We start from the raw sequence: 11,906 nt of genomic DNA on the forward strand, positions 1-11,906 counted from the left end.
CACTCACCCGCGGCCGGGGCGGAGCAGGTCCGCCCCGGCCGAGACACGAGCCGGAGTCACTGATGAAAACGCTGTACGCGGTGCTGGTGGCCGGGATTGTCGGGTTCGGCGGGGTGGTGACGGCCGACGAGAAGGCCGCCCCGAAGATCGAGGGAACCTACACCATCGTCGGCGGGGTGAAAGACGGGGTTAAGGCCAAGGTGGACCAGGACGGCAAGCCGACGGTGGTGACGATCGACGCCAAGCAGGTGTTCCTCGGCGAGAAGGGTAAGGGGTTCGTGATCGCGTACAAGCTCGTGGGGACCGACAGCCCGACGAAGATGGAGATGAAGATTCTGGACGCGCCGCCGCCGTTCGCCGACGCCAAGGGCGCCCAGGCCTACGGGCTGATTGCGGCGAAGGGTGACACGTTGAAGCTGGCGTACAGCCTGGACAAGGAGAAGCAGCCGACCGACTTCAGCGGCAAGCACGGGTTCGCGTTCGAGTTGAAGAAGTCGGCGAAGTAGTGACACACGGCGAGCCGCCCGCCGCGAGGCAGCGGGCGACTCGCCATGCGTCACTACTCGATCCGAATCGTCGGGTCGAACTGCCCCAGCAGCATCCGGTCGCGCGGGTCGGCGAGCGCTTGCAGGAAGTGAACCGCGTCCCAGATCGCGTCCGGCTGGTCGGCCGGCACCGCCCCCGCTTTCGCCTTCGAGTCCGGCATCGTCGAGGCATAAATGCCGGCGTACACCCGGGCATACAGGTCTTCGCCGCGGCGGCCGCCGCGGTACACCCCGAGCGTCAGGTTCCGCGGCTGCACCACCGTGCCCCACACGTCGAACTTCAACTGCTGCGTCCGGCCGTAGTTTTGGTGGCAGCTCGCGCAGGTACTCGTGAACACGCGGAAGCCGCGGGCCGCGGACGCCAGCCGGTCCGTCGGCGTCGGCGTGTTCTCCGGCGGCACCGGGATGCGGTTCGCCTCCGCGCGGCCCCAGTTGCCGAGCGTCAGCAGCACCCGCAGCGCTAGCGTTTGCTGGCCGAGGGCGCGCGAGTAGTCGGGGTCGTCCTCGTTCGGGTTCTTCGTCAGCTGGATCATCCGGGTCATCCAGTCGAACTCGGCCTCGCCGCGGACGCTGAGGTGGATCACGTACCCGGCCAGGTCGTCGATGTCGGCCGTGGTGAGCTGCGCGAACGCCGGCATCATCGAGCCCGGCAGGCCGTTCGTGATACTGCGGCGGAGGTCGTCCTTGCGGGGCTTGCCGAGTTCGCCCTTGCGCGGGGTGCCGGGCGGGAACGCGGTCACGAACTTGAACACGCCGCGGCGGTAGTCGCGCGGCATCGCCGTCCCCGCGACAGCATGGATGCCGTCGCCGGCCCCGCTCGGCCCGTGGCACTCGGCGCACCAGCGGCGGTACAGCACCGCGCCGCGGGCTAGCGCTGCGTCCGTCAGCCCCAGCTGCTCCACGGCCGCCGCCGCCTCGGTGGCCGCCTCCTCGGTCGCCTGCGCGGCCGACTTCCCCGCGCGGCCCTCGGTGTACGCCTCGTAAACCTTTAGCTTCTCGGCGTCCTTCACCGTCACCGGGCGCACGACTGGGGCCGCGGGCGTGCCGAACGCGGCGTCGAGGAACGCGGCCAGCTCCTTCCGTAGCTCCGGCGTCAAATCCTTTTCGGGGTCGAGGATCGCCCTGCCGAGCTTGGGCTTCAGCTGCGCCACGAACTCGGCGTCCGGGGCGGCGGCGTCGAGCTTCAGCACGCGGAGCGGCGGCGCGCCGGCGCTGTACCAGCGCGGCGGGGCGCCGAGGTCACCGACGGGCATCAGGTCGGAGCGGACGGGATAGCGGGCAGTGGTCGCGTCCGCGATGTGGGCGATGTCGACGGTGAGAGCCGGGCTATCGCACCCAGCGGCGGTGGCGGCGGCGACGAGCGCGAGGAGGAGGCGACGCATGACCACCCACGGGCGACGGGAGCGACTTTTTTCTTTGGCTATTCTTGTGTTTCCGGCCGGGCCGTCAAGAATAGCGGGATGCCGCGCCGCGCCGCCGTCGCCGTCCTCCTCCTCGCCGCGACCGCGGCGCGCGGGCAGCAGCCGCTCGAGCCGGCGGTCCTCCGCGGCGACTCGCCGCAGACCCGCAAGCGGCTCGCGGAGGCCGAGGCGAAGCTCCTCGCGGGCAAGGCTGCCGACGCGGCCGACGACTTGCAGCGCGTGCTCGACGAGGCCGGCGACGACCTCGTCGGCCTGGACGGCAAGCACTTCCGCCCGGCCCGGCTGGTGGCCCACGGGCTCCTCGCTCGCCTCCCGGCCGACGCCCTGAAGGCGTACCAGAATCGCGTCGACGCACCGGCCAAGCTGCTCCTCGACGCCGGGGCGCGCGACCGCGACCCGCTCCCGCTCTGGCAGCTGCTCGACCGATACTTCGTGTCGCGGCCCGCACAAGACGGCGGGCGGCTGCTCGGCGATTTGCTCTTCGAGCGGGGCGAGTTCCGCGCCGCGGAGTTGGTGTGGCGCCGGCTCCTCCCCGACGGCAGCGCCGACCTGGCGCACCCGACGCCGCCGTCGGACCCGGCGGCGCTGCGGGCACGGGTGGTGCTCGCGGTCATCTTCGAGCACGAGTTCGAACGCGCGGCCGAGGAACTGAAGGCGTTCGAGGCGCGGCACGCGGGCGCGGCCGGGCCGGTCGCGGGCCGAAACGGGCCGTACGCCGTGACGCTGCGGGCGCTGCTCGACAGCCCGCCGCGGCTGGCGCCGGACGCGGCGACCGGCGCGTGGTCGACGTTCGGCGGCGGCCCCGACCGCGCCGGCCGCGTTACCGGGCCGGTGCCGTACCGATGGCCGCCGACGCCGACCTGGCGCAAGCCGCTCGTGGACGCCAACATGGCGTTCCTCCCCGGCCGCCTCCGCCCGCCGACGCGGCACCCGGTCATCGTCGGTGGCACGGTGTTCGTGCCCGGCGACCGGATCCAGGCGTTCGACCTGAAGACCGGCGACCGCACTCACAGCGGCGGTGTGCGGAACCTCGACACCGACGCCGGCGGCACGTTGTCGGCGTTCGCCGGCCGGCTGTTCCAGCGGACCGGGCCGGCGGCGGTGCGGCCGCCCGAGGCGAAGGCCGGGAAGGCGGACGAGACCGCCCTCGCCGCAGTCGCCCGGCCGGACGGGTCGGCGCCGAGCGCCCTGCCGTTGCGGGAGGCGTGGAAACTGCCGCCGCCCGCCGCCGGCGAGAACCGCGGGCCGGCCGTGTGGGAGGGTGCCCCGCTCGCGGCCGACGGCCGGTTGTACGCCGCGTTCGCCCGGTTCGACGGCGGCCGGGTGGCGCACGCGCTGGCGTGCTACGACCCCGCCGACGCCGTCACCGTCCCGCGCCCGGCGTGGGTGACGGAGGTGAGTGACAGTCCGTTGTCGGTGGGGGCCGAGGGCCGGCCGCGGCAGGAGTTGGTGACGCGGGCCGGGCGGAACGTGGTGCTGGCGACGAACGCCGGGGCGGTGGTGGCGGTGGACGCTGCGACCGGGAAGCGGGCGTGGGGCTTCGCCTACCCGCGGGCGGGGAAGCGGGCCAACGACGCCAGCCGCTCGGCCGACCCGGCGCCGGCGGTCGCGGCCGGCGGGCGGGTGTTCGTCGCCCCCGCAGACGCCGACCGGGTGTACGCCCTCGACGCCGAGACAGGCCGCGCGGTGTGGGAGAGCGCGCCCGTCGACGGGGCGCAGATTCTCGGCGTGACTGACGGCCGCGTCGTGATAACGGTCACCGGGCCGCTCCGCGGCGCCCGCGGGCTGAGCGTGGCCACCGGCTCGCACCGGCCGCCGGAGGGCTGGGCGCAGCACGACGGCGGCGGCCAGTTGACGTTCGGCCGCGGCCTCGTTGCCGACGGCGTCGTCTTCTGGCCGACGCGGTCGGCCGGGCTGGCGTTGCTGAATTCGGCTACCGGCTACCCGCTGGCGCCGCCGCTGCCGTCGCCGCTCGGGCCGGGGGGCCCGGTCGGGAATCTGGCGTACGCCGACGGCGTGCTCGTCGTGGTGACCGCGACGGAGGTGATGGGCTATGTCGCCGAGGACCGCACGCCACCGCCGCGCTCCGAGCCCGGCCCGCCGCGGTTCGACGCCCTCCTGGACGGTGCCGAGCGCCGGCTCGCCGCCTGCGACCGTGCGGGCGCCGAGAAACTGCTGCTCGAAGCGGCGAAGGGCTCCGCCGCGGAGCGCGCCCGCGCCGCGGCTCGTCTCGTCTTGCTGACACCGCCGGGGACTGAAGAAGCGAACCTGCCCCCGGACGTGCGTGCGCTCCTCACCCCGTCCGTTCGATCGGAATGGCTCCTGACCGCCGACGGGCAGTTCGTCACGCTCCGCGAACTGCTGTCGCGCCAGGCCGGCCGCGGCACCCCGGCTCGCGCTCCGCCTGCGGTTCAACCGGTCACCCCGGACGTACCCTTCGCGCTCGGCGCCGACGCCCGCGTCCGCCGAATGGTGCCGTTCCCGCCGGCGACGTTCCCCCTTTCCCCCGTCCCGGGCGCGACCAGCACCCACGCCTTCGCCGCGAGCCCGCAACAGATCACCGCCTTGCCGCTCGCCGGCGGCGCGCCGCGCCGGTTGCCCGCGGCCGATCTATTCACGCACGCCGCCGACCTCGGCGCCGGCTTCGTCGTCGCGGGACCGTTCGCGGTGGCCGTGTACGGCGCCGGCGACGAAGCCGAGTGGGTGTTCCGCCTACCCACCACCGACGCGCTCCCGGAGCGCCCCGGCCGCGTGCCGTTCCGCACCGGCGAGCGCCGCCCGCCGCCGCACCTGTCGGCGTTCACGCTAGCCGGCGACTGGCTCCTCGCCCGCGTCGGCGAGCACCACCTCGTCGGCCTCGACCTCGCCGGCCGGCGCGTCGGCTGGGTGCTCGGCGGGCACGGCCGGCCGCGGTACGAGCCGGTCGTATTCCCGGGCGTGCCGGCGTTCGGGCCGCACCTGTACGCCGCGGGGCCGCTCGCCGCGGTGCAACTGTCCGACGGCCGGCGGTGGTTCGTCAACGTGGCGACGGGTTGCGTCTGCGACCGCGGCGGCCGCTCGCTCGACGGCTCGGTGCCGACCGGCCACGGCGAGCGCACGGCCGGGGCGCTGTGGACGGCGCCGCCGGCGCGGTTGACCGGCGACCGGATCGCTTTTTCGGACGGGCCGGGGCTCGTGCAGGTGTTCCGGCCGTCGCTCGACAAAACGGTCTGGACGTATGCCGCGACCGGCGACGCGAGTTTGAGCGGCGAGCCGCCGCGCGTCCGGGCGCTCGGCGGCGACGCCTTCGTGCTCGTCCGCCGCAACCACGGCTGCGAGTTGGAGCGGTTGTCGTCGCTCGACGGCACGCAGGCCTGGGAGGAACCACTCTTCCTGGACGCGGGTCGCATCGACCTGTCGGCGATCGACGCGGACGCTTCACGGCTGTACGTGCCGGTCGGCGAGAGGCTGCGAGCGTTCGACAAGGAGGACGGCTCGGCCGCGTGGTCGGCCGACCTACCGAAGCTGCGCGGCGCCGGTGGCTGGCACGTGCGGGTGGGAACCGAGGTGGTGCTGGCTTACCCCGCGGAGGCGATCCCCGATGAGCCGGTGGCCGACGTGTGGAGGCGCGTCGTGCGGTCATTCGCACGCGTGCCGACGGCGTGGCGGCTGCCGCTGTTGGCCGAGACGCTCGCCGACACCTGGGGCGAGCGAACGGTGCCGGTGTTGCTGTTCGACCCCGAGACGGGCGAGTTGTTGAAGCGCGTGACGCTGACCGCCCGCGGCCCCGGGGTGACGGCGCACGCCGCGGGGAACGCGGCGGTGGTGGTCACCGGCGCCGGGGTGACGTGGTTGCGGTAGCCGTCACTTCGTCGTCCACGCCGGCGGGGGGGCGATGTCGTCCGTCGGCCGCTTGCCGGCGTCGGCCCGGCCGCTGCCAGCCAGCCGCGAGATCAGCCGCACCGTCATGTCGGCGTCGCACGTCATCTGGCAACTCAGCCGCACGCCGGTCAGCCCCTTCGCCGCCAAAACCGCCTTCTCCGCCTCCGTGATCTGGTCCGGCTCACCGGACACGAACTCAACCCTGCACGTCGTGCAGCGGGCGTTGCCGCCGCAGGCGTGTAACTGGTCGACACCAGCCTCGTCGGTGAGCGCCAGTACCAGCCGCTTGCCGGCCGGCACGTCCACGGGGGCGGTTCCTTCGACGGTCAACATCGGCATGGCGATTCTCCGGATAGAGTAACCTCATCCTAGGCGGCCGAGCAAACCGCGGACCGCGACACGCCCGTTACCTTTCCCCCGGCTGTCCCCCTTACTGGTACTCGTACCCGATGTGGAAGGTGATCCGCCCGTCCGGCAGGCGGCGGATGTTCGTCACGTGGACCGGCAGGCCGCCACCGAGTTGGCTGCGGCTGCTCGGCACCGTGTACGGCGTGAACGCCGTGTTCGACTGGCTCGGGTACGGCACCGAGCCCAGGTACACCCGCGGCCCGCTCGCGCCCTCCACCCCGTGCGACTCCTCCAGGATCGGCCGGCCGTTCACCACGCGCCACACCAGCAGCCCGCTCGCCGGCAGCGACTCGTCGAACCCCTTCTTCTGGCGGTTCTCCAGCAGGAAGTACTCGCTGCCGTCGGCCCGCACCGCCACCTTCACGCACTGCGTGGGGTCGTCCTCGATCGGCCCCAGCACCAGCTTCTGTTTCACCCGCGGGTCGATCAGCGTCGGCTTCACCCACCCGAGTTGCTCGCGGCACCACGCCGAGAAGTGCTGCGGCTTACCCGTGTCCACCTGGTTCGACATCGCGCACCACACCCCCACGCCCTCCGAGCCGGGGAGTTCCGGCCGGGCGTACAGGTCCGGGAGGCCGAGCATGTGGCCGAACTCGTGGCAGAACACGCTGATGTTCCGCATCTTCGAGCCGCCCTCGTCCACGATGAAGTACGGCCACCGCTTCCCGCCGAACGTCACGTTCGCCCGGTGCGGCCAGTAGATCGTCGACCGGGCCACGTTCGGCACCCGCCCGCCGGCGTAGATGAAGAACATGCCGTCGAAGCCGTCGAGGGCGTCCTTCTTCTTGTCGGTCAGCTTGGTCAGCGACTCGGTCAGCAGGGCCAGCTTCTCGCGCTGCTCGATCCCGGCCCCGACGCCGGACGTGTACTCCGACCGCTTCTTCGACATCTGCATCCAGCCCAGGAACTTCCCCTCCAGGTGCAGCTTGCCGTAGCTGATTTCCTTGTAATAGTCGTGCATGCTGCCGTGCACCTTCTCGCCGGTGGCGTTGCGGTCGGTGTACGTCCCCAGGCTGAACAGCGACGCTTCCCAGTCGGCGTCGGTGATCGTCGGGTTGTGCTTCACGTCGGGGTACTCGACGCCGACGATCGCCAGGCGGTAGGTGCCCTTCTTCCACGCCGACGGAATCCGGTCGTCCCACCCGCCCCTCCCCCCGGGGCCGGGCTGAATCACGCCCTCCGCGATGAGCGTCGGCTGGGCCTCGACGCGCTTGCCGTCGCGCTCGGCCAGCACGTTGATCCGGTCGCCGGGCCGGCGGTCGGCCATCAGGTCGCGGAAGGCGGTGTCGCCGTCCACGTCCTTGCCGTCGATCTTCACGATCACGTCGCCGGCCTTCAGGCCGGCCGCGGCCGCCGGGCCGCCGGCGGTCACGTCGGTCAGCTTCACGCCCGCACCCTTCGACGCGCCCAGCTGGATGCCGAGGACGGCCCGGCCGGCGGCGGCCAGCGGGCGGGTCGTGGCCTTCAGCGTGGCGGCCACCTGGACGGTCTTGCTCCCGCGGTCCACGGCCAATTTCACCGACTCGCCGGCCAGGCGCGACCGGAGCGCGTCCTGAACCGCAGTCGGCGACGTGTAGCGGGTGCCGTCGATGGCGGCGACGACGTCGCCCACTTTCAGTCCGGCGGCCTCGGCCGGCGAGTCCGGCTCCACCGCGTCGACGACGGCCTGGCCGTCCTTGCCGACGACGAGCAGGCCGAGGTAGCCGGCGGCGGTCGGGGCGGCGGACGCGCTGGCGGCGAACAGTTTGGGGTCGGCCTTCACGGCGTCGGCGACGGTGCGGTAGCCGGTGAGATCGACCCCGGGGCGCGGCGGCGGGGCGACGGGGAGCGGGTCGGCCGCGACGGCGGCGACGACGGCGGCGAGCAGCGCCGCGGAGGCGAGCGTGGTGCGTGTCATGGCGCGAGCCCTGGTGCCGGGAGGGGATAAGGCGGTTTTAGCCCCCCGGAGGTGAAGCGGAAATGAGAGGGGGCGCGGCCCGTCATTCGGACCGGGTGCATTGTGTGTCACGTTCCCCCCCGGGGGGTCGAGGCACGCATTGAGTCAATGACACAGATTAGTGTTGGAGCGACACCGGGGGTGGCGTTCTGGTATACTTCTTCCCAACCCGCCCGCGGCGCCCAATATTCCGCCCCGGGCGGCGAACCTCCAGAGTAAGAACCGGAGGACCGGTTTCGCACGGGGGCGCGCGTGGCGATGAAGTTCACCCACCGATCCGGACAGCGCCCGCTGGACGGGTTCACCATCAAGCGCGGCGTCGGCCAGGGCGGCTTCGGCGAGGTCTATTTCGCCGTCTCCGACGCCGGCAAGGAAGTCGCGCTCAAGCTCCTGTTCCGCCACCAGGACGCCGAGCTCCGCGGCATCGCCCACTGCCTCAACCTCAAGCACCCGAACCTCGTTCACCTCTACGACCTCCGCACCGACGACCGCGGCGCGAAGTGGGTGGTCATGGAGTACGTGTTCGGCGAGTCGCTCGCCCAGTGGATCAACCGGTACCCCACCGGCCTGCCGAGCGACCTGGTCCGCGAATGGTTCGCCGCCATCGGCCGCGGCGTCGCCTACCTCCACGAGCAAGGCGTCGTCCACCGCGACCTGAAGCCGGCGAACATCTTCGTCGAGAACGGGCACCTCAAGATCGGCGACTACGGCCTGTCGCGGCGGATCAGCCTGAGCCAGGGCGGCGAGCTGACGCAGGGCGTCGGCACCCCGCACTACATGGCTCCGGAGATCAAGAGCGGCAACTACACCCAGTCGATCGACATCTACGCCTGCGGGGTCATGCTGTTCGAAATGCTGACCGGCCTGCCGCCGTTCGAGGGGCAGACGCCGATGGAGGTGCTGGTCAAGCACCTCACGGACACGCCGGACCTGGCGAAGGTGCCGGCGGCGTACCGCGCGGTCGTCGGCCGGGCGCTGGAAAAAGACCCGGCCGTTCGCTACCCGACGATGCGCGAGTTCGTGCGGGCGGTCGAGGAAGTCGGCTCCGACCCCGTGACGAAGGCCGTGCCCGTGGGCCTGCTGAAGACAACCGCCGTGCCGGTGGCATCACCACCCGCCGGGCCGCTGCCCGACGCGCGTGTCGCTCCGGTGGCGGCGCCTCCGTCGCCGCGGTTCGCCTCCGGCCCGATCCCGGTCGGCGTGCGGACGTGGCTGACGCAGCGGCTCGGGGCGTTCGCCCTGGCCCCGGTCGTGGCCGGCCTCTGCACCGCCCCGTTCGTGCTGTTCGGCGCGCCGCAGCCGTGGTCGCTGCTGGGGCGGATGATCCTGCTCTCCACCGCCCTGAGCTGGGGCGCACTCTCCGTCGCCCGCACGCCGAAGGACAAGGCTTCGGGCTGGGGCCGGAAGTTCCAGATGCTGTTGGTCGGCCTCGCGCTCGGCGGGTTCGCCTTCTGGCTCGACGGCTGGTCGGCGCCGAGCGCCGGCCCGGCGGTGGAGACGGGCCGCGACCTGACGCTCGGCTCGTGGGCGCGGGTGAGCCCGGAGCTGTTCAGCACGGCGACGCGGTACGCCCTGTACTACGGCCTGGCCGTGGCCGCGTGCCCGTGGTGGGGCATGACGAACCGCAACCGGAAGGAGCGGTTCAAGTTCGGCCGGGTGGTGCTGACGGGGTTGGCCGGCGGGGTGCTGCTGTTCCTGTGGCCGTGGGGCTACTCGTCGGCGATGCTGAGCGTGTTTCCCCTGGTGATCGCGTCGGTGGCCGTACAGGTGGTGAGCCCGTGGCAGGCGCCGCCTCCGCCCCCGCCGCGGCCGCAGGTGGTGCGCGGCCCGGCCCCGCGGCGCCGGCAGTACGCATAAGGCCACAACGCCGGACCCGTCAGATTGGGCGAGCTTTGCTCCGGAAGGCAGCATGAACAGGATTCGCATTACCGCCGTCGCCCTGCTCGCCGCCCTTCTGGCCGGGTGCGGCGGGCCGCGTACCCCGGCCGACGGCGGGGCGCGCACGCCCAAGGCGCAGGAAAATCGCAGGCTGGCCGAGAACCTGGCCGTCGCCGCCGCAGTCGGCGCGGCCACGGCCGAGGTCGCGGCGCACCCGGAGTTGGAGAAGAAGACGCTGGCGTCGCGGGTGAAGGCCGGCATCGAGGTCTTCTTGCACCCGGAGCAGCGCGTGTCCACGCCGACCCCGGCGCCTCCGCCGGCGCCGACCCCACCGCCCGCCCCCACGCCGCCGCCGCCGCCGGAACAAGTCGTCCGCGTCGAGCTGGCGGTGAAGCCGGTGCCGCCCCCGAGCGGGTCGGTGCTGGTCCGGGAGCGGGTGGCGAGCGAGTTGCCGCTGCCGACCGAGGCCGAGGCCGAGGAGGCGACCATCCAGGCCGCCGCGACCCGCATCCGCGAGGCGTTCGCCAAGCTCGACCCGCCGCTGGACTACTCGCCGAGCCCGGCCGCGGTGAAGGCCGAGTTCCTCCGCGGCGAGCGCCGCGTCCGCCCGCCGACGGAGGCCGAGAAGACCGCCCTGGCCCGCGTCGGGTACGCGTCCGATCGGGTGTACGTGGAGTACACGCTGGAGGCGACGGCCGAGCAGGTGCGCGAGATCCGCGGCCGCGAGCGCGTGGCGGGGGGCCTGAAGCTGTTCGGGCTGCTGGCCGCGGCCGCCTCGGTCGGGTTCGTGTTCCTGCGGCTGGACGCGTGGTCGCAGGGGTATCTCACGAGCTGGCTGGCGTTCGTCGCCGCGGCCCTGGCCGGCGGCGCGGTCGCGGCGTATGTGTTCGCCTGACCCTCCCGCCCGGGGGCACCGATGGCGCGGCGGCTCCTCACCGTGCTTCCCGTGCCGGCCCTGCTCCGCGCCGCCGCCGAGGCGGACAGCCCCGACCGCGCCGCCACCTTCCGCGACACCGTCCGCGTCGTCGCCCCCGACGCCCTCGTGGCGGCCGCCGACCCCACCCGCGGCTACCGGTTCGCCGCCGTGTGGGCGGCGATCGCCCTCCTGAGCGTCGGCTGGCTCCTGTACCGCCGCCGCACCCACCCCGCACCCCGGGCCGCCCGATGACCACCGAGTCCGACCGCCTGCTGGTGCAGCGGGTGAAGGAGAACCCGCGTAAGAGCCGCGCCTACGAGGAGGCGTGGAACGAGCTGTTCACCCGCTACCGCGGCCGGCTCGCGGCGTACGTGCGGCGGCGGCTCAAGGACCAGGCCGCGGTCGACGACGTGGTGCAGGAGACGTTCGTCGGCCTCGGCAACAGCCTGTCCAACTTCGACGACCGCCGCGACCTCCAGACGTGGCTCTTCACCATCGCCTCGCACAAGGTGACGGACCACCTCCGCCGCGTCGGCCGGCGGCCGGTGCAGCCGGGTGGCGACGCCGAGGAAGAAGGCATGGACCGCGCTGCGGACGAGCGGCAGCGGCCGGCGAGCAGCCTGGCCCGCAGCGCCGAGCGCCGCGACAGTGAGGAGGAGGCACTCGGCCGGGCGCTGACGCTGCTGGTGCGCGAGTGGCTGACGAAGGGCGAGTTCGTGAGCGTGATGACGCTGGAGTTGCTGCTGGTGAAGGGGTGGGCGAACAAGGACGTGGCGGCCCGCGTGGGGATCACCGAGCAGCAGGTGGCGAACCTGAAGTTCCAGGCGAAGCGGCGGCTGCACGACACGCTCGCCGCGGCCCAGTTGTCGGCGGACGTGTTCCCGGAACTGCGGGCGGGAGAGTAAGGCGAGCGGCCCGCGTGAGCGGGCTGTTCCGAGGCG

At 73.0% G+C, this 11,906-nt stretch carries 9 protein-coding genes; 6 read left to right on the plus strand and 3 right to left on the minus strand.

Features of this window, described 5'->3' with window-relative positions; genetic code table 11:
* Nucleotides 1-62: 62 nt before the first annotated feature.
* Nucleotides 63-506, plus strand: a complete 444-nt coding sequence (locus ETAA1_RS21610; RefSeq protein WP_145242166.1) for a hypothetical protein — start codon at nucleotides 63-65, stop codon at nucleotides 504-506.
* Nucleotides 507-559: 53 nt separating this feature from the next.
* Here ETAA1_RS21610 and ETAA1_RS21615 read toward each other — a convergent pair whose 3' ends face one another.
* Nucleotides 560-1,927, minus strand: coding sequence for a c-type cytochrome (locus ETAA1_RS21615; RefSeq protein ID WP_145242168.1), 1,368 nt, complete (start codon nucleotides 1,925-1,927; stop codon nucleotides 560-562).
* A gap of 78 nt (nucleotides 1,928-2,005) precedes the next feature.
* Between ETAA1_RS21615 and ETAA1_RS21620 the strand changes: the two genes are divergently transcribed.
* The gene (locus ETAA1_RS21620; protein ID WP_145242170.1) at nucleotides 2,006-5,806 is read left to right on the plus strand and encodes an outer membrane protein assembly factor BamB family protein; all 3,801 of its coding nucleotides are present in this window, start codon (nucleotides 2,006-2,008) and stop codon (nucleotides 5,804-5,806) included.
* A gap of 3 nt (nucleotides 5,807-5,809) precedes the next feature.
* Here the strand turns inward: ETAA1_RS21620 and ETAA1_RS21625 are convergent, their stop codons facing one another.
* Both ETAA1_RS21625 and ETAA1_RS21630 read right to left on the minus strand, forming a co-directional pair.
* Nucleotides 5,810-6,166 (minus strand): 2Fe-2S iron-sulfur cluster-binding protein, encoded by a 357-nt coding sequence (locus ETAA1_RS21625; RefSeq protein WP_145242172.1) that lies wholly within the window; start codon nucleotides 6,164-6,166, stop codon nucleotides 5,810-5,812.
* A 91-nt stretch (nucleotides 6,167-6,257) separates the two neighbouring features.
* On the minus strand, nucleotides 6,258-8,132 hold the full coding sequence (locus ETAA1_RS21630; RefSeq protein WP_145242174.1) for a M6 family metalloprotease domain-containing protein: 1,875 nt from the start codon (nucleotides 8,130-8,132) through the stop codon (nucleotides 6,258-6,260).
* Nucleotides 8,133-8,429: 297 nt separating this feature from the next.
* On the opposite strand from ETAA1_RS21630, the gene ETAA1_RS21635 reads away from it, so the two are divergent.
* The 4 genes from ETAA1_RS21635 to ETAA1_RS21650 are packed head-to-tail and all read left to right on the plus strand — an operon-like array spanning nucleotide 8,430 to nucleotide 11,870.
* Entirely contained in the window at nucleotides 8,430-10,028 is a 1,599-nt protein-coding gene (locus ETAA1_RS21635; protein WP_145242176.1) for a serine/threonine protein kinase, read from the plus strand.
* Between the two features lie 52 nt (nucleotides 10,029-10,080).
* A complete protein-coding gene (locus ETAA1_RS21640) occupies nucleotides 10,081-10,944 on the plus strand; it encodes a hypothetical protein (RefSeq protein ID WP_145242177.1) in 864 nt (287 codons plus the stop codon).
* A gap of 21 nt (nucleotides 10,945-10,965) precedes the next feature.
* Nucleotides 10,966-11,217, plus strand: coding sequence for a hypothetical protein (locus ETAA1_RS21645; protein WP_145242179.1), 252 nt, complete (start codon nucleotides 10,966-10,968; stop codon nucleotides 11,215-11,217).
* Complete coding sequence (locus tag ETAA1_RS21650) at nucleotides 11,214-11,870, plus strand: RNA polymerase sigma factor (RefSeq protein ID WP_145242181.1); 657 nt, start codon at nucleotides 11,214-11,216, stop codon at nucleotides 11,868-11,870. Before ETAA1_RS21645 ends, ETAA1_RS21650 begins: the two co-directional genes overlap by 4 nt.
* Nucleotides 11,871-11,906 lie beyond the last annotated feature (36 nt).

The sequence above is a fragment of the Urbifossiella limnaea genome (assembly GCF_007747215.1).
GTDB classification, from domain to species: Bacteria; Planctomycetota; Planctomycetia; order Gemmatales; family Gemmataceae; genus Urbifossiella; species Urbifossiella limnaea.

What these genes read in the sequence shown, in the direction of transcription:
- ETAA1_RS21630 (WP_145242174.1), bottom strand. Translation starts at nt 8,132, where the DNA reads ATGACACGCACCACGCTCGCCTCCGCGGCGCTGCTCGCCGCCGTCGTC.
- ETAA1_RS21610 (WP_145242166.1), top strand. Translation starts at nt 63, where the DNA reads ATGAAAACGCTGTACGCGGTGCTGGTGGCCGGGATTGTCGGGTTCGGC.
- ETAA1_RS21640 (WP_145242177.1), top strand. Translation starts at nt 10,081, where the DNA reads ATGAACAGGATTCGCATTACCGCCGTCGCCCTGCTCGCCGCCCTTCTG.
- ETAA1_RS21620 (WP_145242170.1), top strand. Translation starts at nt 2,006, where the DNA reads ATGCCGCGCCGCGCCGCCGTCGCCGTCCTCCTCCTCGCCGCGACCGCG.
- ETAA1_RS21645 (WP_145242179.1), top strand. Translation starts at nt 10,966, where the DNA reads ATGGCGCGGCGGCTCCTCACCGTGCTTCCCGTGCCGGCCCTGCTCCGC.
- ETAA1_RS21625 (WP_145242172.1), bottom strand. Translation starts at nt 6,166, where the DNA reads ATGCCGATGTTGACCGTCGAAGGAACCGCCCCCGTGGACGTGCCGGCC.
- ETAA1_RS21615 (WP_145242168.1), bottom strand. Translation starts at nt 1,927, where the DNA reads ATGCGTCGCCTCCTCCTCGCGCTCGTCGCCGCCGCCACCGCCGCTGGG.
- ETAA1_RS21635 (WP_145242176.1), top strand. Translation starts at nt 8,430, where the DNA reads ATGAAGTTCACCCACCGATCCGGACAGCGCCCGCTGGACGGGTTCACC.
- ETAA1_RS21650 (WP_145242181.1), top strand. Translation starts at nt 11,214, where the DNA reads ATGACCACCGAGTCCGACCGCCTGCTGGTGCAGCGGGTGAAGGAGAAC.